The 22,321-nt window shown below is 35.0% G+C and carries 22 protein-coding genes; 10 read left to right on the top strand and 12 right to left on the bottom strand.

From position 1 onward, the window contains the following. Positions 1–324: 324 nt before the first annotated feature. Entirely contained in the window at positions 325–966 is a 642-nt protein-coding gene (locus ACM6UH_RS11940; RefSeq protein ID WP_048787200.1) for a FusD family fusidic acid resistance EF-G-binding protein, read from the top strand. A 292-nt stretch (positions 967–1,258) separates the two neighbouring features. Here the strand turns inward: ACM6UH_RS11940 and ACM6UH_RS11945 are convergent, their stop codons facing one another. Next, positions 1,259–2,149 (bottom strand): LysR family transcriptional regulator, encoded by an 891-nt coding sequence (locus ACM6UH_RS11945; RefSeq protein WP_048787199.1) that lies wholly within the window; start codon positions 2,147–2,149, stop codon positions 1,259–1,261. Positions 2,150–2,272: 123 nt separating this feature from the next. Between ACM6UH_RS11945 and ACM6UH_RS11950 the strand changes: the two genes are divergently transcribed. Continuing rightward, positions 2,273–3,457 carry an MFS transporter gene (locus ACM6UH_RS11950; protein WP_048787198.1) on the top strand — a complete coding sequence of 395 codons (1,185 nt, stop codon included), beginning with the start codon at positions 2,273–2,275 and terminating at the stop codon, positions 3,455–3,457. Between the two features lie 112 nt (positions 3,458–3,569). Here ACM6UH_RS11950 and ACM6UH_RS11955 read toward each other — a convergent pair whose 3' ends face one another. Then, positions 3,570–3,923 (bottom strand): zinc ribbon domain-containing protein YjdM, encoded by a 354-nt coding sequence (locus ACM6UH_RS11955; RefSeq protein WP_011303800.1) that lies wholly within the window; start codon positions 3,921–3,923, stop codon positions 3,570–3,572. A 272-nt stretch (positions 3,924–4,195) separates the two neighbouring features. On the opposite strand from ACM6UH_RS11955, the gene ACM6UH_RS11960 reads away from it, so the two are divergent. Then, entirely contained in the window at positions 4,196–4,327 is a 132-nt protein-coding gene (locus ACM6UH_RS11960; protein ID WP_002484110.1) for a hypothetical protein, read from the top strand. A 95-nt stretch (positions 4,328–4,422) separates the two neighbouring features. On the opposite strand, the gene ACM6UH_RS11965 is transcribed toward ACM6UH_RS11960, so the two are convergent. The 4 genes from ACM6UH_RS11965 to ACM6UH_RS11980 form a co-directional block, all read right to left on the bottom strand. Next, complete coding sequence (locus ACM6UH_RS11965) at positions 4,423–4,944, bottom strand: SRPBCC domain-containing protein (RefSeq protein ID WP_231097703.1); 522 nt, start codon at positions 4,942–4,944, stop codon at positions 4,423–4,425. 35 nt (positions 4,945–4,979) lie between these two features. Continuing rightward, complete coding sequence (locus tag ACM6UH_RS11970) at positions 4,980–6,371, bottom strand: amino acid permease (RefSeq protein ID WP_047502877.1); 1,392 nt, start codon at positions 6,369–6,371, stop codon at positions 4,980–4,982. 410 nt (positions 6,372–6,781) lie between these two features. Next, positions 6,782–7,687: a homocysteine S-methyltransferase gene (mmuM, locus tag ACM6UH_RS11975; RefSeq protein ID WP_047502878.1), complete on the bottom strand. Its 906-nt coding sequence runs from the start codon at positions 7,685–7,687 to the stop codon at positions 6,782–6,784. Beyond that, positions 7,688–9,025, bottom strand: coding sequence for an amino acid permease (locus ACM6UH_RS11980; protein WP_283995376.1), 1,338 nt, complete (start codon positions 9,023–9,025; stop codon positions 7,688–7,690). A 289-nt stretch (positions 9,026–9,314) separates the two neighbouring features. Here ACM6UH_RS11980 and ACM6UH_RS11985 point away from each other — a divergent pair, with 289 nt between their 5' ends. The 3 genes from ACM6UH_RS11985 to ACM6UH_RS11995 all read left to right on the top strand — a co-directional run bounded on the left by ACM6UH_RS11985 (position 9,315) and on the right by ACM6UH_RS11995 (position 13,094). Continuing rightward, the gene (locus ACM6UH_RS11985; RefSeq protein ID WP_011303805.1) at positions 9,315–10,559 is read left to right on the top strand and encodes a Glu/Leu/Phe/Val family dehydrogenase; all 1,245 of its coding nucleotides are present in this window, start codon (positions 9,315–9,317) and stop codon (positions 10,557–10,559) included. A 352-nt stretch (positions 10,560–10,911) separates the two neighbouring features. Further along, entirely contained in the window at positions 10,912–11,856 is a 945-nt protein-coding gene (locus ACM6UH_RS11990) for an agmatinase family protein (protein ID WP_048787197.1), read from the top strand. Between the two features lie 17 nt (positions 11,857–11,873). Then, positions 11,874–13,094, top strand: a complete 1,221-nt coding sequence (locus ACM6UH_RS11995; RefSeq protein ID WP_433911968.1) for an Nramp family divalent metal transporter — start codon at positions 11,874–11,876, stop codon at positions 13,092–13,094. A gap of 132 nt (positions 13,095–13,226) precedes the next feature. On the opposite strand, the gene ACM6UH_RS12000 is transcribed toward ACM6UH_RS11995, so the two are convergent. Together ACM6UH_RS12000 and ACM6UH_RS12005 are read right to left on the bottom strand one after the other, a co-directional pair. Then, positions 13,227–13,694 carry an SRPBCC family protein gene (locus tag ACM6UH_RS12000; protein ID WP_048787195.1) on the bottom strand — a complete coding sequence of 156 codons (468 nt, stop codon included), beginning with the start codon at positions 13,692–13,694 and terminating at the stop codon, positions 13,227–13,229. A gap of 125 nt (positions 13,695–13,819) precedes the next feature. After that, a complete protein-coding gene (locus ACM6UH_RS12005; protein ID WP_048787194.1) occupies positions 13,820–15,448 on the bottom strand; it encodes a ribulokinase in 1,629 nt (542 codons plus the stop codon). Positions 15,449–15,646: 198 nt separating this feature from the next. On the opposite strand from ACM6UH_RS12005, the gene ACM6UH_RS12010 reads away from it, so the two are divergent. Genes ACM6UH_RS12010 through ACM6UH_RS12020 form a run of 3 tightly spaced genes read left to right on the top strand, consistent with a single transcriptional unit; the run spans position 15,647 to position 18,801 of the window. After that, positions 15,647–16,711 carry an alcohol dehydrogenase catalytic domain-containing protein gene (locus tag ACM6UH_RS12010; protein ID WP_048787193.1) on the top strand — a complete coding sequence of 355 codons (1,065 nt, stop codon included), beginning with the start codon at positions 15,647–15,649 and terminating at the stop codon, positions 16,709–16,711. Positions 16,712–16,737: 26 nt separating this feature from the next. After that, positions 16,738–17,979, top strand: coding sequence for an MFS transporter (locus ACM6UH_RS12015; RefSeq protein WP_011303811.1), 1,242 nt, complete (start codon positions 16,738–16,740; stop codon positions 17,977–17,979). A 39-nt stretch (positions 17,980–18,018) separates the two neighbouring features. Beyond that, positions 18,019–18,801 carry a DeoR/GlpR family DNA-binding transcription regulator gene (locus ACM6UH_RS12020; RefSeq protein ID WP_048787192.1) on the top strand — a complete coding sequence of 261 codons (783 nt, stop codon included), beginning with the start codon at positions 18,019–18,021 and terminating at the stop codon, positions 18,799–18,801. A 252-nt stretch (positions 18,802–19,053) separates the two neighbouring features. Here the strand turns inward: ACM6UH_RS12020 and ACM6UH_RS12025 are convergent, their stop codons facing one another. The 4 genes from ACM6UH_RS12025 to ACM6UH_RS12040 form a co-directional block, all read right to left on the bottom strand. Beyond that, on the bottom strand, positions 19,054–19,302 hold the full coding sequence (locus ACM6UH_RS12025) for a hypothetical protein (protein WP_047502888.1): 249 nt from the start codon (positions 19,300–19,302) through the stop codon (positions 19,054–19,056). A gap of 218 nt (positions 19,303–19,520) precedes the next feature. Continuing rightward, positions 19,521–20,372 carry a sugar kinase gene (locus ACM6UH_RS12030; RefSeq protein WP_231097704.1) on the bottom strand — a complete coding sequence of 284 codons (852 nt, stop codon included), beginning with the start codon at positions 20,370–20,372 and terminating at the stop codon, positions 19,521–19,523. A gap of 3 nt (positions 20,373–20,375) precedes the next feature. After that, positions 20,376–20,540 carry a hypothetical protein gene (locus tag ACM6UH_RS12035; protein ID WP_369081318.1) on the bottom strand — a complete coding sequence of 55 codons (165 nt, stop codon included), beginning with the start codon at positions 20,538–20,540 and terminating at the stop codon, positions 20,376–20,378. Positions 20,541–20,578: 38 nt separating this feature from the next. Beyond that, positions 20,579–20,992: a 2-dehydro-3-deoxyphosphogluconate aldolase gene (locus ACM6UH_RS12040; RefSeq protein ID WP_256121674.1), complete on the bottom strand. Its 414-nt coding sequence runs from the start codon at positions 20,990–20,992 to the stop codon at positions 20,579–20,581. A gap of 141 nt (positions 20,993–21,133) precedes the next feature. Here ACM6UH_RS12040 and ACM6UH_RS12045 point away from each other — a divergent pair, with 141 nt between their 5' ends. Next, positions 21,134–22,078 carry a LacI family DNA-binding transcriptional regulator gene (locus ACM6UH_RS12045; protein WP_048787690.1) on the top strand — a complete coding sequence of 315 codons (945 nt, stop codon included), beginning with the start codon at positions 21,134–21,136 and terminating at the stop codon, positions 22,076–22,078. The last annotated feature ends 243 nt before the right edge of the window (positions 22,079–22,321 follow it).

Consider the following 22,321-nt stretch of genomic DNA (forward strand, 5'->3'; position numbering starts at 1 on the left):
ACCTTATTTTCACCTATATTATATTATAAAAACGCTTTATTGTATATATCGAAAGAACATTTATTTTAAAAATATATAGACCACACAATAATTGATTGCGATTTCAATATTATATTATTAAACCGGATTTGACACATATACGATAGACTGTTATAAGATAATTATTAAATATTTATGGAGATGATGACATGTTGCACAAAAATGCTACATTATTAATACAAAGTGTTCGATTAACGTAGTCGATGCTTTGTAATCTAATTCCTTATCACAAGGCATCTAACTTATGCATGTAAGCTATATTTATGTGAGAGGAACTAATAAAAAATGGAAAAACAACTTTACCCTTATCAATTTAATTATATAAAAGAACGCGTTGCACATTTAGTCAATGCTTATAATTCGGTCAACGATCCCAATACAATCGCTTCAATCAAAGATATCACACGCGATGAAATACTCAATACATTTAACTCGAGAGACACTACAATTCGTTCAAATGTTGAAAAGCTCATGAATGTACAACTAACTAAAGAACAAGCTCAAAAAATTTTAACGACCATACAAATGTATGTTAAGCCATTTGAACATCCGAGTAAAAAGCAAGTCACTAACCTTTTTAAAAAAGTTAAAAAGCTAAAAACACCTCTTATCAGTGATGAAGTACTACAAACAAGTACGTATATCGGTTGGAATGATATTGCTTCAAATAGAAAATTCATCATTTATTATGATAACTTTGGAAAATTAAACGGTGTATACGGAGACATTTCTAACCAAACTGTCAAAGGTTTCTGCTCTATTTGCAATAAAGAATCCCGTGTTGCTCTATTTATGCGAAAAACACGTACTGGCAATGATGGCCAATATACCAAAAAAGGTGACTACATTTGTTTTGATAGCACATTATGTAACCATCAAATATCCGATTTATCGCACTTCCATCATTTTTTGAATAAGATTCAATAAACCAAAAATATGCCCTATGCAATGATATGTCATTGTATTAGGGCCTTTTTTGATATAGACAAAACACCCTATTCATGTGTCGGATTTGTCTATTGTCATATTTATGTTATTACTTAAAATAACTATCAATACCTTTAAATTTGTAGCGTATTATGCTTTTCATATCATAAAGGCTGTTATTAGGAACGACTTCTGAAAAAAAACGCTAACCGAAGATTACAGGCTAAGGTGGTGCCTGCGGAAAGCGTGCACAAAAACTGTCGACAAAGTCAGTTTTTATTAGGCCTTATACTCACTTTCTTAAATAATCAATAAACGTTCGAATCGTTTGTTCATTTGTTCTATCTAAATGAGTGATAGCAGTAAAATAAATATAATAGTCAAAAGGCGCACCAATAGGTAACATTTCAATGAGACCATTTAAAATAAACGGATCATCTTCAAGCATCAAACTAGAAACAATACTGACACCTAACCCTTCAGATACTGTTTTTATCAAAACGCTAGGATTATTTGTACGAAAAACAATTTTCAGCGGACCATTTTCATCTTCAAATTGCTTAAAATTATGATGATAAAAATTGCGGTCATATAATACAAATGGATATTGTTGAATAGCTTCCATTTCAACCGTATCTTGTAATGATAATTTAGATTTTTTAGGTACAATCAATCTGAAATTTGTAGATATATTAAGCGAATTAGAGACGATGGTCTGCCCAAATGTTTCACTTTCAGTCTTCCCAATCAAGCCAATATCCACCTCATTGTCCTCTACCATTTTCATAATTTTGTCTCTGTCACTTTCAATCACTTCAACCTCAATGTGTGGATAATCCTTTTTAAAGGTAGACAATGCTTTGGGTATAATTTTGTTAAATAATGTCGGTATCGTCGCAATTTTAAGTGAGCCTGCAATATTTGAATGCATGGCATCAACCTCTGATATTAAATGTGTTTTTGCTTCTAAAATATCAATGATTAAAGGGATTATTTTTTTACCTACCTCAGTTGGCAACGTACCTTTTCGAGATCGATCAAACAGTTTATAGCCAAGTTCTGCTTCTAAATTTGCAATCGATTGACTCATTGCAGATTGACTAATATGCATCGCTTCCGAAGCATGAACGATGGATTCTGTTTCATAAATTTTTTTAACATAAGCTAATTGTTCAAAATTCATAACTTCACCCCTTTTTACATAAGCGTTTCTTATATAAATATTAAAAATACTAATTTTACATTAGCACACGTTAATCATTATAATAAATAGTGTATGAAAAAATAATTAAAGGACGGTCTTCTTATGTATGATAAACTCTGGTCGAAAGATTTTATCTCTATTACCTTTGTAAATTTTTTAATGTATTTAATTCATTATACGTTAATTGTTACCGTAACTATATTTACCATTGATAAATTCCATGCATCCGAAAGTATGGGTGGCTTAGCTGCCGGTATCTTTATCATCGGTATGCTTTTCGGTCGTTTAGCATCTGGGCGCGTAATTGACAATCTACAACCTAAAAAAGTATTGCTATTCGGCATTATCTTTTCAATTATTACTGTTGGCTTATATTTCCTTATTAGCAGTCTATTTTTATTAATGCTTGTGCGCCTATTACATGGGATAGCGTTTGGTTTGGCTTCGACAGCAACTGGAACAATTTCATCAAGAATTATTCCTGAAAAACGTAAAGGTGAGGGCATCGGTTATTACGCCCTCAGTGTTACCACAGCATCAGCAATTGGTCCTTTTTGTGGCATTGTATTGAACCAACGATTCGGTTTCGAATCTATTTTCATTGTTAGTTTGGTTATCATCATCATTGCGTTCATTGCCGCACTATTTATTAAAGGATTACCAAAACCACCTGTTGAGAACAACGATGAAGCAGAAAATAAAGGCATTCGTGCATACATTCAAAAAGAAGCACTACCTATTTCATTTGTCGTTATATTCGTCGGCATTGCTTATTCAAGCGTATTGTCTTTCTTAACTGTTTATACGGAACAAATAAATTTAGCGACTGCATCTAGTTTCTTCTTTATTGTTTATGCAGTCAGCACCTTTGTTACACGTCCATTTACAGGAAAAATTTATGATGCCTATGGTGAAAATAAAGTCATGTACCCTGTGTTATGTAGCTTTGCAATTGGCTTAGTACTGTTAGCAATCACACACACAAGTCTATTGTTACTTATTTCAGCTATATTTGTAGGTATCGGTTATGGAACGATTGTCCCAAGTGCGCAAGCCATTGCCATTCAACAATCACCTGTTGATAAAATTGGTTTAGCAACCTCAACATTCTACATGTTTGCTGACTTTGGCGCTGGTATTGGTCCATTCGTATTAGGTATCATGGTGCCAATCATGGGATATCGTTATCTATATATCACGATGGCTATTGTAGTCATTGCATCCATTATCCTTTACTACTTTATGCATGGTAGAAAAGCGATACATTACCCAAGCACCAGCAATTGATAAACTTATAATCATTAATACATCCAACAGAAATCAAATGATTAAAAGTAACATATAACAATGGAGTGCCGCAAAATAACATTTCTGCGGCACTCCCTATTTTTATCCAATATTAGTTTTTTAATTTTTTAACAAGTGACGATTTCAATCCAACTAGACCAATCTTATCCACTTTAGCATCAATATCGTGACCATCTTCAGGTTCTACGATACGGATACTTTTCACTTTAGTACCTTGTTTTATGACAAATGAAGTGCCTTTTACTTTCAAATCTTTAATCACAGTGACCGAATCACCATCTACTAGTTCATGACCATTCACATCTCTTGTAATTTGCGCTTCCATATTTTCTTTATTTTCAGTTTCAGACCATTCGTGACCACACATTGGGCAAACAAGTAGGTTACCATCTTCATATGTGTAACTAGATTCACATTTTGGGCAATTAGGTAAAGTATATTCCATAATTAAACCTCCGATAAGTTATTATTTAGCTGATAATCTACCATATTATAAAATATAAACTCTATTTTCTCCACTTTTTTTATTAAAGTTTGTTCTGTTTTTTTATTTTTTCTTCAGCCATCCACAACCGCTACAAAGCTTATTTCATGCTAAAAATAAATTCAAATTCAATTTTTATTTTTTAAATTCCCAAAAAATAATCAGAAAAATGTTTATTTAATGATATGAGTGGAAAAGTACCTGTGTCACAAATCATAAAGGAGGCTTTTATAATGAGTAAATTTGATGATTTTAAAGACCAAGCAAAAGACAAAGTAGACGAAGTGAAAAACGACAAAGATAAACAAAAAGAAGTTAAAGATCAAGCTCAAGATAAAGCAAAAGACTTAAAAGATAAATTTTAAGCTTTCTAAATTATCTTGAATCTAAATACTGTTAAATAAAAGCATCTGTCAGTACATTAATTGTACTGACAGATGCTTTTTTGTATATTTAAGAATTATTTTAAATTTAATTTCTCTGCAATTTCTTGCTTTTTACTATCAAAATCTAATGCTTGTTGATCTATAGATGATCCAGTTTCAGCAACCTGCTTAATGTTTTCCATTTGGAACTGCCAGCCTGCAAAATCAAGTATAATATGTGGAAATGCAAACGGTAAACATTCATCGAAAATCAATACCGTTTCTTTACCAGTATCATGTAAATCAAACCTTACTGTACCAATATCCCATGTATAGCCAATTGTTTCATTTTCTTCAAAGGCTGTAATTTCCATTTCTTCGTCGTCTTGCCCATCCATTTGGAATTTCATCTTACCACCAACTTGACGGTCTTCAAATGATAATTGTGGAAACCATTGTTGAATACCTTCCGTTGTGCTTAAAAGTTTAAACACTGTTGCTACATCTTGTTCAATGATTATTTTTAATGTTTGATATGCACCTTGTTCATCTTTAGAATATACAGCTTCCGTATGAATATGCCCCTTTCGATTTACAATCGCCTCATTTTGAAACACATATGAATTGATAATACTGCTATTCCCATCTTATTTTATTTTAATCCTAGGTCTGATCGGTTATTCACTTCTAATTTACGTGCTTTTCTTGTATATCTTAAATAAATCAAGCCAAGTAAGATAAACCACAGTGGTGATAATACAACACCCATTCTTGTTTCTGGTACAACAAGTAAGATAATCAATACGAATACAAAGAATAGCTGTACCATTCTTGCCATATGAATACCACCGGGCAATTTAAAGTCACTCTTTTTATGTAATTCAGGATGTGTTTTAACGTATTTTGCATAGGCATGAACAATAAACATCCATACAGCGACTAATAAAATTGTTGAAATTGCTGTGACATAAAAGAACACTTGTGTTGCGTTCGGTATTAAATAATTTAATAACACCGTAATAGATAACAAAGCGCATGTTACCAATATTGCTATATAAGGCACACCTTTTTTATTTGTTTTCATTAATAAATGATGTGTTTGTTTTTTCTCAGATAACCCAAATAAGATTCTACTATTTGCAAATATACCACTATTACATGCCGATGATGCTGCAGTTAATACCACAAAGTTTATTAACCCCGCTGCAAATGGCACACCAATAAGTGCAAATAAACTTACAAATGGACTATTATTTGGATCAATATCTTGCCATGGAATAATGGACATCATCACCGCTAATGCACCAACGTAAAATAATAATATTCTGATTGGTACACTGTTAATTGCTTTCGGTATCGTTTTTTCAGGATTTTTTGTTTCTCCAGCTGTTATACCTAATATTTCAATACCTGTAAATGAAAAGACAACCATTTGGAATGACATGAAAAAGCCAGATGCACCATGAGGGAACCAACCACCATTATTATAAACATTAGAGACCCCCGTCTTACCAAAAGGTGTTTGAATTGCAAATACAATCATGACAATACCAATAACTATCAATGCAATGATTGTTACAACTTTTATAATTGCAAACCAAAATTCTAATTCACCAAACATTTTTGTACTTGTTAAATTAAAAGCCATAAGAATCAATATACAAGACAAAGATGTGATCCAATTTGGTAAATCGGGTATCCAAAATTCTACATATTTTGCAACTGCAGTAATTTCTGCCATCCCTGAAGTAATCCAAGTTAACCAATACGTCCACCCGGTTACAAATCCTGCAAACGGACCAATCTGATCGTGCGCAATATCTGCAAATGTTTTATATTCTGTATTAGAAAGTAACATCTCACCCATTGCACGCATAAACATAAACAATACAAAACCGACAATAATATACGTGAGTAAAATCGATGGCCCCGTTAAACTAATGGACTGACCAGCCCCTAAAAATAAGCCAGTTCCAATAGCTCCACCAATCGCAATAAGTTGAATATGTCTATTACTCAACTCTCTGTTCAAAGTATTTGTCATAAATCTTGCCCCAATTCCAATTGTTTTAAAGCATCATTAATATATCGCCTTAGCTTATTAGCCCCTTTGTTATCAATTAATAAACTAATGTAATGATTACATGCATATATCTCAATAATGCTTGGTTGTATAATATTCTTTTTTTCTGAAAATTACAACTAATGCTATAAATCATTTTTGATAATTTTGTATTTTTACATTTTTGATTTTTTAACTCTTTAATTGATTAAAACAATAAACTATAATCTCATTTTTAATATTTGAATTTCTTTTTTAACCATTAAATATCATGTGCCTTGATGAAATAAAAAATAGCACACTTTTATTACTTAACGACATCGTTAAAATAAAAAGTGTGCTCTGATTTCACATACGATGAACGTACCTTTGAACAAATATTTTATAAGCACTTATTGCGTTTCTATAGCCTCTTTAATAGATTTAATGTTCTCTGGTGTTGTTTGACAACACCCTCCAACAATCTTGACGCCTTGGTCTAACCAATCAGGTATTTGTTCAACAATTAAACCTTGATTACCTACACTTTCCCATTCTTTCTCCACTGCATTGTACTGTGCACCGCCATTAGGATAAAGCGCTATTGTTTGAGGTACATTTTTCAGTCCTTTGCTTATAGCTTTATTTATACCCGCGACGGATGAACAATTAATACCAAACACCGGTATGCGTTCAGCATATTGCTTAATATAAGCACATAACTTTTCAAATTCTGTGTCATCAGATAAATCACCGTCTTCATTAACTGTGACAGATAACCAAAATGTCTGATTTGTATAATGTGGCACAATATATTCAACAATCGCTTTAATTTCCTCGAAATTAGGCACGGTCTCAAATACAAAATCATTGATGCCTCTTTTAACCAATGCTTCTATACGCGTTTTATGGAATTGAAAATAATCTTCCTTACTTAAATCGTATGCACCTGTGTACTCAGAACCATCACTTAAATAGGCACCGTATGGCCCTAAGCTACCCACGATAACTTGTGTATCCGTCGTGGCTTCCATAATTTGATTTACTGCAGTATTATATAGCTGATCTATTTCAGTTGCCTTCATCCCAATATCAGAAAAAGTTTGGTAACTCGCTTGATACGTACTTGTAAGCAATATGTCTGCCCCCACATCCGTAAATGCTTGATGTGCTTGTTTAATTTGTGTAGGGTTATTTTTTAAAACTTCACTGGACCATAATGAAGTTTTCAAACTACAGCCTGCTTGTTCTAATGTTGTTGCCAAACCGCCATCTAGTACCAATGGCGATTGAGCTTTCAATTTTTCTAATAACCGCATTTAATTACCTCTTTTCTTATGATACTTAATGAAATAATATATGAGTGCTATGACAGCGAATGGTACACCGAAATAAAGTGCAGGTGCCTGATTAGAATCAAAAACCATTCCTATACATGAAACTAAACATAAAATAAATCCTATAATAGGTATAGATTGATGAATTTTAAGGCTAGGATCATACCTTTTAGCATTGAAATAAGCAACACATATACTCATCCACACGATGACTACAGCGAGTCCTGCAATGGACACCAGCACAACATAGAGTGAATCCGCTGCATAGATGCTTGATAATAAAGCCAACAGACCACCTACCATACTAAATAATGTTGCGTTGATAGGCATGCGATATTTATTCAACTGTCCGAACCATTTTGGAAATACCCCTTCATTGGCTAAACTCCATATCATTCTACTTGCTGCATATAATCCAGAATTAGCGGCAGATAATAAGGCTGTGATAATGACTAGATTCATGATATCTCCAGCGTAAGGTATCCCCATTTTTTGAAAGATGACTACAAATGGACTTTCCAAAGATTTCCCTTGATAACTTGGAATTAAAATAGAAATAATAACCATTGTACCGATAAAAAAGATAATTAAGCGCCATAAAGTTGCACGTATCGCTTTAGGAATGACTTGTTTAGGATTTTCAGTTTCTCCCGCAGCAATACCGATCAATTCCGTGCCACTAAATGCGTAATTCACTGCTAACATCGTTAAGAACACCGCACCTATACCATTAGGAAAAGTAGGATTCGTATATCTGTTAGTCACTGTATGTATACCTTCATAACCATTGTAATGTATCAAACCTAAAATGACACATATGCCTAAGATAATAAATACAATAATAGTAACCACTTTAACTAAAGAAAAATAAAATTCAACTTCTGCATAAAAGCGTGTCGATATGATATTAAAAATTAATACTAATATAATTGCACTTGCAGCAAAGATATATTCAGGTATTTCTGGAAACCACCTTTGCATCAAAATACCCACTGCTGTAAATTCAGAACCTAATGCTACTGTCCAGGTCAACCAATAAAACCACGCAACAATGTAGCCAATAGATGGATGTATATATTTACTCGCATATGTATGAAAACCACCTGTCACAGGGTGTTTAATAGCCAATTGTCCTAAACAAAGCATGACGAGATAAACAAGTATTGAACCTACTATATAAGATAAGACAGTCCCTAGAGGTCCAGCTTGTTGTAAAGTATACCCAGAACTTAAAAATAATACTGTACCAATAACGCCACCAAAGCTTAATAACATGAGATGGCGCTGTTTCATGGCACGTTTAAATGATGTTTGTTCCATTGAATGTGCTCCTTATCTTTAAGTACTCAATATAGATTTTTGATATAATTAAACATTTTATTGATTTCTGAAAATTTAGTCAATAGTAAGTTATAGTATCTTTGATATCCCACTGCTAAATTATTAATTGAGTTTATTCATCCAGCTTAAAAGAAAGCGCTATTACATTAACTGAATTTTCAAACTTTTATAAAAATTCAGATCTTTGTATTGCTTTTCATTCTCAACGCTATTAACATAAACTATGTATCACTTTAAATATCTAAGTAATAAATAGAGGAGTTTTATAATGACAGAATATAATGACTTAGTAACTTCTACTCAAGAAATTACCAAAGAAGCTTTACATAAATTAGGTTTTGATGAAGGTATGTACGAACTTATAAAAGAACCTTTAAGATTTTTAGAAGTCCGCATCCCTATTCGCATGGATGACGGTACTGTAAAAACGTTTACGGGCTACCGTGCCCAACACAATCATGCTGTAGGTCCTACTAAAGGTGGTATTCGTTTCCATCCTGATGTTAATAAAGAAGAAGTCAAAGCACTATCTATGTGGATGACTATGAAATGTGGTATCACTAACCTTCCATTTGGTGGCGGTAAAGGGGGTATTATTTGCGATCCACGACAAATGAGTAACCAAGAACTAGAGCGTTTATCTCGTGGCTATGTTCGTGCAATTTCTCAATTTGTTGGTCCCGAAAGTGACATTCCAGCACCAGACGTTTATACAAACCCCCAAATTATGTCTTGGATGATGGATGAATATAGTAAGATTAATCGCTCAAATGCGTTTGCATTTATTACAGGTAAACCACTTTCATTAGGCGGTTCACAAGGACGAAATCGTGCAACTGCATTAGGTGCAGTAATCACAATTGAAGAAGCGACCAAGCGTAAAAACATTGACATTAAAGGCTCTCGTGTAGCAATTCAAGGTTTCGGTAATGCGGGTAGCTTTATCGCAAAAATTTTACACGATATGGGCGCTAAAATTGTAGCTATTTCTGAAAGTTTTGGTGCATTACATGATTCTAATGGGTTAGATGTAGACCGACTCGTTGAATTAAAGGAACAACACGGCCGCGTTACACATTTGTATGACAACGTTATTCCTAATGAACAATTATTTGAAGTCGATTGCGATATTTTAGTTCCTGCCGCACTTTCAAATCAAATTAACGAAGTGAATGCACATCATATTAAAGCAAAAATTATAGCAGAAGCCGCAAATGGCCCAACGACACCAGAAGCAACACGTATTTTAACTGAGCGCGGCGTCTTAATTATTCCAGATGTGCTTGCGAGTGCTGGTGGTGTAACAGTATCTTATTTCGAATGGGTACAAAATAATCAAGGTTATTATTGGTCAGAAGAAGAAGTAAACACAAAATTACGCGATAAAATGGTTGAAGCGTTTAATACGATATATGATTTAGCAGAAGATAGAAAAATGGATATGCGTTTAGCTGCCTATGTCTTAGGTATTAAACGAACTGCCGAAGCATCTCGTTTCCGTGGTTGGGCATAATTCCTATATATTTAGGGACTATATCCGACGAATAATCAAATGATGTATTGTTATCAATCAAATTTTCATAATATACTTAACTTAGCTATGAAGTCATCTATGACGCGAGATGACTTCATAGCTTTTTTGTTATAGCATCTAAGTGTTTTCCATATTCGCTGTATTTATTGCGCTTCATTGTTATATCTGAGGTTCACTTTTTTATTTTAAGCTGCTCCATCACACCTTCATTGCTATCCTCTTAATATTTAAGTATATCTTCACTTTTCAAAAATTAGAATTTTCTGATTTATTTGAAATACAAATTAATAATCTATATACTTATTTACAACAAAAGGGAGGATGTACAATTATGAAGAACAATATTTATGGTAATGTACCGTGTTTTTTAAATAGTAAGAATCTCAATCAGACAAATACATTAGATACAGACGTCATCGTTTATGGCGCACCATTTGAAGGTGAAAGTACTTGGGGCGATTATACGGGTGTAGAATTGGGCCCGAAACAAATTCGTGTTTGTTCAGCTCGCTATAGTCAATATTTACCTGAGCTCAATCACATTGATATCAGTGAACACCTAACGATGGGAGACGTTGGTGATGTGCCCTTTGTAGCACACGATAATAAGCAAAGTTACGACAATATTAGTGATTTCGCTAAAAAGCTTTGGGATAGTGGTAAATTCTTAGTTGGCTTTGGTGGAGAGCATGGTGTGACATATCCAATACTGAAAGCACTAACGGAAACAGGCAAAAAAGTAGGCATCATTCATTTAGATGCGCACTATGACAACATGCCTGATTACGAAGGTGAACCTTATGCGCGTAACACCCCTTTTATGAGACTTTATGAAACGGATGGTATACGCAACGAAAGTATTATTCACACTGGTATACACGGTCCTAGAAATAAGCCTGAAACTGGTCGCTTCGCACAAGAAGCTGGTACAGTAACTTTAACTATTAATGATATTCGAGCGGCTAAAGACTTGAAAACATATGCTCACGAAATCTACGCGCAAGCGAGCAAGGATGTAGATGTTGTCTACCTAACTATCTGTAGTGATGTACTTGACTTCGCCTTTAATCCTGGTGGTCCTGTCGATGGTAATGGGTTATCTTCTTATGAACTCCTTACGATGATTCATGAATTCGGAAAACTAGGCCTTTGTGGCATGGACTACGTGGAAGTATATCCTATGATGGATGCCAATCAAAACTCAGCTCATTTTGTCTCTACAGCAGTGTTATATGTACTTGCTGGCCACGTCGCTTATTTAAATCAAACAAAATAATTTGAGGAGTGGTGCTATTGTTTAAAGAAGCTGGGAAGATTTTAAGATCACTCGGTCCCGGAATGATTATCACTGCCTCATTTATCGGTCCAGGTACAGTGACCACAATGACACAAGGTGGTGCCGGTTTCGGTTATAGTTTATTGTGGGCCGTTGTATTTTCTATTGTAGCCACAATTGTGCTGCAGGAAATGATCATTCGCTTATCTCTCGTCACACGTGAAGGTTTAGGTGAAGCAATACAAGATTTATTTAAACATAGAGTCGGTAAACTTATCATTGTATGGTTTACATTAATAGCAGTTACAATTGGTTGTGCTGCCTATATCAGTGGTGACTTAATCGGGACTTCGTTAGGTGCTTCTTATTTATTAAATTTACCAGAGCATTGGGTAGCACCTGTCATCGGTATCATCATTTTACTCATTGGGTTATTTGTCAACTATCGTTTTTTAGAAAAAATTATGCTTGTACTTATGGTTATTATGGGCATTATCTTTATTACTACGATGATAGTAATTCAACCAGATATTGTTGGTATTTTAAAAGGTGTGTTTGTGCCTACAATTCCAAACGGATCTATTATCACAATCATCGCACTGATAGGAACTACCGTGGTTCCATACAATTTCTTTATACATTCAACTGCAGTACATGAACGTTTTGGCAATATTAAAGAATTAAAATATGCACGTTGGGACACCGTCATTTCAATTTCTATTGGTGGTATTATTTCAGCAGCTATATTAATTGCTGCTGCTACTTTAATACAAGGTAAAGAAGTGACAAGTGTGATTCAACTCGCTGGTCCGCTTGAACCTGTACTTGGAAATGCAGCACCATTCGCCATCAGTATCGGATTATTTGCAGCTGGACTCTCTTCAGCTATTGCATCACCTGCAGGCGCCGCTGCAACGATCAGTAGTTTATTAGGTTGGCAAGGCGGGATGCAAAGTAAGAAATATAAGACTGTTTTTACGATCATCATCATTATCGGTATTATTACTTCAGCTTTAGGCTTTGAACCGCTTCAAGTGCTACTTGTGGCCCAAGCATTAAATGGTATTATCTTACCTATTGTGGCCATTCTTATTTTCATCATAATTAATAAGAAAAACTTGATGGGTCATTACGTAAATACGCTATGGCTCAATATAATCGGGGGTATTGTGGTACTTGTCGTTACATTCTTAGGCCTTTATAGCTTAATAGATGCGATTTCGAGTTTTATGTCTTAAATATTCAAAAAGCCCAAGTTGAGTTATTGAAAACTTAACTTGGGCTTTTAAATCTCAAATTAGGCAAAACCTATTACCTTCAACTTTGTCACTACTTATAAGTACTTTCTAAAAGTGACTTCATTGTAAATATTAACCTTCACATAGCTTTTTTAATCGCTCAAACATCAAGTTATAGCCTGTTTCCATTTCTTTTTTGACTTCTGTCTTATCCGCTTCAAAATCGTTTGTGTCGCCTTCAAAAGGAACTTTGATGCCTTGGTTAAATTTAATTTCTGTTGCTCCTGTTAAATCAACAAATTCAACAGTGATGATATCTTCTAACTCACTAAATTGAGGCATTTTAAATGAAAACGTCAATTTATAAGGACTGACAATATCTATATACGTGCCAATTGCTCTATATTCAACGCCCTCTCTGACATCGATAATTTCCCAGTCTCCATTGATTTCAAATTGATTCTTGGCAACTTTATTCGTTTCTTCTGTTGTCATAAACCACTGTTTAAAAAGACTCGGCTTAGTCCAGGCACGAAACACTTCTTCTACTGGTGCATCTACTTTAAACGTCATGTCTAAATTTACAATTTCCCATTCCATTATCAACATCTCCTTAAAGTGTAATACGTTATTATTTAATCACCTCTTTTTCAGTGCACAAACCAAAATGATTTTCCATTCATGATTGCGGTCGTTGATTTTAGTCATATAAATCTTATAAAAACTTACATTAATGCGCTCACATTACGCATAATGCGTGCTTTTTTATACCCCAGTAAATCATGTAATTCTTTATAGGCATTGAATAATTTTTTATAAATTAAGACCTGTGCATGATCTGGTTCTACTTGATATAAAACAGGTTCTTTCATTGCTTGGATAGCTGAAGAAAAATTAGGATGCGCACCACCACAAATCGCACCTAAAATGGCTGCTCCGATAGCTGGTGCATACTCACTATCAATAACTGTAATCTTCTTGTTCAATACATTTGCGTAAATTTCCATTAATAAATGATTCTTTTTAGGTATACCACCACAAGCAAAAACGCGTTCCACTTCCATTTGCCAACCTTGATATTGTTGCATAATCATTTTTGTTCCAAATGCTGTTGCTTCCATATATGCACGATATATATCTTCATGTTTCGTTTGTAAACTTAAGCCAAATAGACTCCCTTTCAAATTACTATCACTTAACACACTCCGATTCCCATTATGCCAGTCCAAAGCGATCAGACCACTTTCTCCAGGATAACGCTGACTTGCTTTTTCATTAAGTAATTCAAAAATTGAAATTCCTCTATCTTCTGCCGTTTTTACATATTCATATGGGGATTGATTAGCTACATATTCAAACAAATCACCAACTGCTGTTTGTCCTGCTTCGTATGCATATAAATCTGGTATAATGGCACCTTTAACTGACCCCGAGATACCAGGTACTTTATGTTGCTCTTTATTCAGCATTAAATGACACGTGCTTGTTCCCATAACCATTGTCATTTCTTTATCTTTTTCAGCACCAATACCTAGTAAACTTGAGTGCGCATCTATAATGAATGGACTTACTACCGTTTCAGGTGAAAGCCCCAATTTATGTGCCATCTCTGCACTCACTGTACCGACACTTTCACCTATACTGACGATGGGCGCATCTACTTTCGTGCGTACAATATCTGATAAATTGTCATCCACTTTATCAAATAAATCATAATGAAAGCCTGTAGATGATTCCCAAAAAGACTTAAAGCCCAAACCACAGTTAGATCGAACATTTTCACCAGTAAGTCGATTCACAATCCAATCCCCAGCTTCCATAATATCAGCCGTTTCTGTCATGACTTCTGGCGCTTTATCATTCACTTCCATGATCTTAGGAATCATCCATTCGCTACTCACATTAAATCCATAGTATCCTAACCAGCGATTCTTCTCTTCTATCGCAGTATTAAACAATAGATCTGCTTCTGCCTGAGCGCCATGATGCTTCCATAATTTCACATAAGCATGAGGATTGTTATAAAATTTAGGATTGTTATGCATTGGTTCCATTTGGTCATCTACAAATATGACTGTGGAAGAAGTGAAGTCTATACCTATACCAACAATGTCCTTTGCATCTATATTTGTTTTTGCCAAAATTTCTGGTATCCCTGTTTCAATGACTTCCATATAATCATTCGCATTTTGTAATGCATAACTTTGTGGCAGCTTGTGTCCATTGAGTTCACCTTCAATTGTGCCATGGGCATATGTTTGTACATATTGACCTATGATTTCTCCATTCTCAGTGTTCACCAAGAACACTCTTCCTGAGCCAGTTCCAAAATCTATCCCTATACTGTAAGTCATAATTTATCCTCCAGTTCGCTATAAGAAAACGCTTTCCTAAATCATAATGAAGATAGTTATAAAAATCAACACAAACATTCATAAAAATACATAAAGAAACACAAAAAAGCATTATAATCATTGACAAAGAATTGTGTAAGCGTTTACTATTAGCCGTACAAACATAAATGAACATAAATATAAAGGAGTTGCGCAAATATGAAAATCGAATCGAACGCTTTTCGCTTAATCGAACCTGGCGTATTCAAAAAAGATACCCTTACGCATGATTTCGAAGAGAAAGATATTATCGTTAAACCTACAAAAGCAAGTGTCTGTCATGCAGATTTACGTTATTATACTGGCAATCGTCGCCAAGAAGCACTCGCAAAGAAATTACCTATGGCACTCTTTCACGAAGGTATCGGTATCGTAGAAGATTCTAAACATCCTGATTTTCAACAAGGAGATAAAGTTGTCATTGTACCAAATATCCCTTCTCACTTACGTAAAGGTACATATCCAACGACTTCATTCCAAGATAATTATGATGAAAACGCCGTATTTATGGGCAGTGGATTTGATGGTATATGCCAAGATCGCATGGTGGTGCCTGGCGATAATGTCGTAAAAGTTCCAACAGATTTAGATGAAGATGTCTCATTACTTGCTGAGTTATGTTCAGTATCACTGTTTCCAATCAATCAACTTGACGAGATAACAACTGAAACGTCCCCACAAGTTGCAATCTTTGGAGATGGTCCAGTCGGTTATTTAGCAGCAACTGCCTTACATTATATTTATGGTATTGATAAAGCAAATTTAATTGTATTTGGTGCAGTTCAAGAAAAACTAGCTGCCTTTGAAGACTTTGCCACAACACATCTCGTATTTGACTTCGATTTCAATCAGTATCGTGGCGTACATACTGTTTTTGAATGTACGGGTGGTAAATTTTCAGAATCTGCAATTAACCAAGCCATCGATTTGATCGATAGACAGGGGCATATTGTATTAATGGGTGTCACGGAAGAACGCGTTGGTATTAACACCAGAGATGTTCTTGAAAAAGGTCTGACATTTTCAGGTAGTTCACGTAGTACAAAACGTGAATTCGAGCAACTCATTCATGCCTTTAGTAATAAACAGTACCAACAAGCATTGAGACAATTGATTCCAGAGGCTTACTATCATATTCATGATACTTCAGATTTAAAAGAAGCCATGGATGATACTGCAGCACACAAAGGATGGAAAAAAACTTATTTACAATATCATTGGTAAACAATGACTGAAAAGGTGGTATATAAATGAATCATTCGAATTCGATTTTAGGCATGCCTCGACAAATTGTGTGGGGCTATATTGGTATTATCATCTTCATGATGGGTGATGGTTTAGAAATTGGATGGCTAAGTCCATGGCTACACGGTCACGGCTTTTCGGTTCAAGAAACAAGTTTACTCTTTTCTGCATATGGCGTAACAGTTGCATTAGCAAGTTGGCTTAGTGGTGTATTTGCCGAAGCACTCGGCGGTAAACGAACAATGATGCTAGGTTTAACCTTCTATATTATTGGTACAATATTCTTTGTCGGATTTGCGATTCCATCACAAAATCTTGCGCTCATGTTACCTGCATACGCACTTAGAGGTTTAGGTTATCCGTTGTTTGCTTATTCCTTCTTGGTATGGATTTCTTACCGTTCAGAACAAAAGACACTCGGTGCAGCCGTTGGTTGGTTCTGGTTTGTATTTACCGGTGGCTTAAATGTATTAGGTGCGCTTTATTCTATTTGGGCAATTGAGTATCTCGGTCATATCAATACATTATGGAGCTCATTATTCTGGGTGGTACTCGGTGGATTCTTCACTTTAGTTTTGAACAAAGACAAATTACCATCTAATCAAGGAAGTTCAAAAGAAAAATTAAAAGAAATACTTAAAGGCATAACGATTATGAAAGATGAACCGAAAGTATTATTAGGTGGTATCGTTCGTGTGATTAATACGACGGCACAGTTTGCCTTTCCAGTCTTTTTACCAATCTATCTTTCATCATTTGGCATACCCACTTCGAAATGGCTTGCGGTATGGTCAACGATCTTCGTTGGTAACATTATCTTTAACTTAATCTTTGGTATCGTCGGAGATAAAATTGGTTGGCGTAATACCGTGATGTATTTCGGTGGTATTGGCAGTGGTATTTCTGTTTTATTAATGGGTTATGTCCCTATTTGGACAGATGGTAACATTGTCCTATTAACTGTAGTCGGATTCTGTTGGGGTGCATTTATCGCTGCTTATGTACCATTATCCGCATTGATCCCATCACTTGTTAAACAAGACAAGGGTGCGGCTTTGTCTGTACTTAATTTAGGTGCAGGATTACCTGTATTTGTCGGACCGATGATTGTCTATTTATTCATTGGCAGTATACAAGCAATTGGTGTGATTTGGGTACTCGCAATTCTATACTTTATTAGTACGATTCTGACTTACTTTATTAAAATGCCAAAGCATATGCAAAGTGGCGAACATGAAACAGCATAGCTATTTGAAAATTTAATCATCATTTAGGAGGCGTCATCGATGTTACCAGCTGAACGCGAACAATTTATCATTACTTTTTTAAAAACCAATAAAAAAGCGACCATTCATGATCTAGCGCTTGAATTCAATGTACATGAAGCGACCATTCGTCGTGATTTAAATAAGTTAGAGCAATACAACCAGATCAAGCGCACGCATGGTGGCGTCGTGTTGAACGATTCAGAAGTATGGGATGAATTGAATTTTGATGATCGTGAAACAAGTTATTATGATGAAAAAGTAGCAATTGGTCTTAAAGCAGCGGAATTCGTTGAAAATGGCGACACCCTCTTCATTGATTCGGGATCGACGACTATTCACTTTGCGCGTGCGCTTACACAAAAAAGTAATTTAACAATCATCACGAACGACATTCACATCGCTTCGATTTTAAAATCAACTGCCAATCAGATTATCGTCACTGGAGGCATTTTATATCAAGATAATTATTTACTTAATGGCATGATTACAAACGAAACATTAAAATTATTTAACCCTTCTAAATTATTTTTAGCGACGCCTGCAATTGATTTAGAAAAAGGGATTACACATTTTAATGACAGACTTGCTTCTACAAAAATACAAATGGTGAAACAAGCTAAAGCCGTTTATGTGCTCACTGATAGCTCTAAATTTGATAAAGTATCACTTTACAATGTTTGTTCTAGCGATACAATTGATGTCCTAATCACTGATCAAACCAACAAGAACATAGATTGGCAAGCTTACGATAACCACTTCAAACATTTAATTACGGTTCATGCAGAAGCACATCCTGAGTAATTTTGCTGAAGCATAATTAATAAAGTATTTTATAAAAATTGAACGCATAAGGTATAAATATCTAGGTTCATCATAGAAAGCATTTCATATTAATCTCTTTTATCAATTGATTTATGCTGACTACTGCGGAAATAGCACTAGCCGCAGACTACAGGCTAAGGCTGGACTCGCGGAGAGCGTGCATAAAAAACTGCCAACAAAGTCTGAGAGGACCCATCCATTACAAATAATGGATGGGTCCTCTCTTTATATTTAAAACGTTTCAACATCTGAGAATTGAGATAAGTATAGTTGTTTATATTGACCATCATGCTGCATTAATACATCATGACTTCCTTCTTCTAAAATTTGACCATCTTTAATAAAGATAATACGGTCGACATCTTTAATCGTCGATAATCGATGTGCAATAATTAAAGACGTTCTGTGTTCTGAAAGTTTTTTAAACGCTTTTTGAATTTTATTTTCTGTTTCAATATCTAGCGCACTCGTCGAAAACAAATTAACTTACACTCATTCAAGTTTCACATATTTTAGTTGAATGCGCTTACATAAAAGCGTTTTGTGTTAGTTTAGTCATTCATAAAATGTAATGTGTTTAACGCTTTAATTCTCCAAAATGCGATGCCAATTTAAAGACATCACTTTCATCCACCGCTAGCGCATCTTCATTTGTTGTATGTTGTAAGACAGCACATTTCGTCGCAAAATCAATGGTTTCATTTAAATCCCAATTGGTTGATTAAACCATGCAACACGCCTGCCATAAATGCGTCTCCCGCGCCAATACGGTTTAAAACAGTATACTGGTATGACTCGCCTTCTAAATAACCTTTTTCAGATAGGACAACACCTTGTAAGGTACTCTGTTCAATGTCTCTATTACTTGATGCCATGAGTGGTATACCATATTGTCGTTGTATCGTTTCAGCACAAGCCTTCATGTCGTCACTTTCTACGTTTGTCTCAAGTAAATGCGTTGCATCTTTTTTACCAAAGAAAAGTACATCAACTAAAGGTAAAATGGATTTAATTACTGGAACCGCAACGTCTTTTGACCATAAATTACTTCTGAAATTGATATCAAACACAATATGTGCACCTTGCGCTTTAAGCTTTTTAAGTATATCTACGATTTGTTCACGAATGGTTTCATTAATAGCCAGTGTAATGCCAGTCAATATCACATAGTCACCTGCTTTAATAGATACATCATCCATTACCACATGGCCTTGTTCAGCAAATGTTGAATGCTCTCGATCATAAATCACCTTTCCACTTCGAAAACCAAAGCTTTCTTCCATATAATATGTTTCCATACGCCCGTCTACATGTTGTATTAACTGTGTTCCAACGCGTGATTGATACATTTTTTGTAAAGCTAATTGCCCTAAAGCATGATTTGGTAGGGCCGTTAACATCTCAGTTGCGTGTCCAAATTGAGCTAGTGTTACAAGTGCATTTAATTCTGCACCGCCCACGTTTACCCCCAATGTATTGGCATCTTTAAGCTGTTCATAATTAGGCGGGGTATAGCGCAGTAATACTTCGCCAAATCCATATACCGTCATAAATTATCCCTCGATTTTTAATTCTGCTACGTATTGCTCTAATGCGGCTTTACCTTGTTGTTGATAGATTTTCGTGATTTCACTACCTATACCTACTGCAAAGCTACCTGCATCTAACCATTCTTTTTGGTTATCTTTACCAACCCCACCTGTAGGTACAATTTCAATTTGTGGTAGTGGCCCTTTAAGTCTTTAATAGATTTAGGTCAAAATTGTGTTGCTGGGAATAATTTTAATACTTCACAACCATAGCGTAATGACTCAACCATTTCTTTTACTGTCATACATCCTGGAATATATGGTACGGCATAGAGATTAGCAATTTTAGCAGTTTCTTTATCAAAAGATGGACTCACAATAAACTGAGCACCGTTTAAAATTGCTGTTCGTGCAGAAACACTATCGAGTACTGTTCCCGCTCCAATCAATGCATCATCTCGTTTTGATAATTCGGCAATGATATCTATCGCATTCAGCGTTGTTAACGTCACTTCAATAATATTTAGCCCTTTATCAATAATCGTATTGGCAATATCTAAAAATGATGCTGCATCATCTGTACGCATGACTGCGATATGTTGCCCTTGTTGAATTGCTTTCATTGTCTCTGTGGATTTCATCTTGTCATCGCCTTGATAGAATTTTAATTTTTTGAACATTAATAACAACGTTGTTATTAATGTTCAAAAAAATATTGTAACGCTTACCTCTATGGTATAATTAATTCTAACTTAAATCAATCTATTTCAAGGAGAAATTTTATGGCAGTAACGTTAAAAGATGTTGCCGAAGCCTGTGGCGTAAGCTATTCCACAGTTAGTAAAGCATTAAAAAATTCCCAACTTGTTAAACCAAATACAAAACAAATGATTCAACAAAAAGCGCTTGAAATGAATTATATTCCCAATCACTCCGCAAGAGCACTCGTTTCTAAGAAAAGTGGTACGATTGGATTGATATGGCCATCTGTCGACCGTGTTGCCGTAACTCACCTCATCACTGAAATTAATTTAGCCATTAAATCCTTAGGTTATGTCATGTTTGTGTCGATTGATGATGTTGCTGCCGCTTCGAAAAAATTTGTCGAATTTGGCTGTGATGGCATTGTCATTTTTGATGAGGATGAAACAACGAACTTACCTCCAGAAATTTACAACAATGTACCCGTCGTAGCATATGGCGTTGATCGTGATATTCCTTATCCAATTGTTAATGTAAATCACGCAGAAGCAATGATTATCGCCATTAAGGAATTACTCGCAAAAGGTATTGATCGTATAGATTATATCGGTGATATTCGCACCAATGACGCGCGCCAAATTGCTAAAAAAGATGCCATTGCAAATTATTGTGAACAGCATCGCATCCAATATCGCATGATTGATTCGAGCGGATTAAATGCGATTGAAGCCGAGACCTCAGTTAAACACTTTCTTCAAGAATCATCGTTGGCACCTGGCGTTATATGTGGGAGCTACGATATCACAGTAGGAACTATCAACGCTATGGGAGCTGATGAACAGCCAATCATATACTCTTACGATAATATTCCACAAATTAAAAAAATTGATTATCCTGTACAGGCAATTGGTGTACCTACTGCCGAAATTGCACAACAAGTTGTTGCTATCTTAGATAAAGTAATTAAAGGTGAACCAATAGAAAATACCTATCACCTACACCCATCATTAAGTCATAATCAATAATTGAGTTTACCATTGCTAACATCCCTCATAAATAAATGAGCCCAATACTACATGGACAGTGTAGTGATGGGCTCATTTATTTGAGAAATATTTATCATATCTAGAGGGTTATTTCTTTTTTATCGCAACAAAAATATAAGTTTTTAAAATATTTACATGCCTAACTTCATTTTGGTTAAAGTACGTATGAGACATCAATCGATGTGTGTAGCGATAACTCGATAGGTAACCGTCACATACCCA

The organism is Staphylococcus sp. LKG4-2 (assembly GCF_050955665.1).
In the GTDB taxonomy this organism is placed as follows: Bacteria; Bacillota; Bacilli; order Staphylococcales; family Staphylococcaceae; genus Staphylococcus; species Staphylococcus saprophyticus.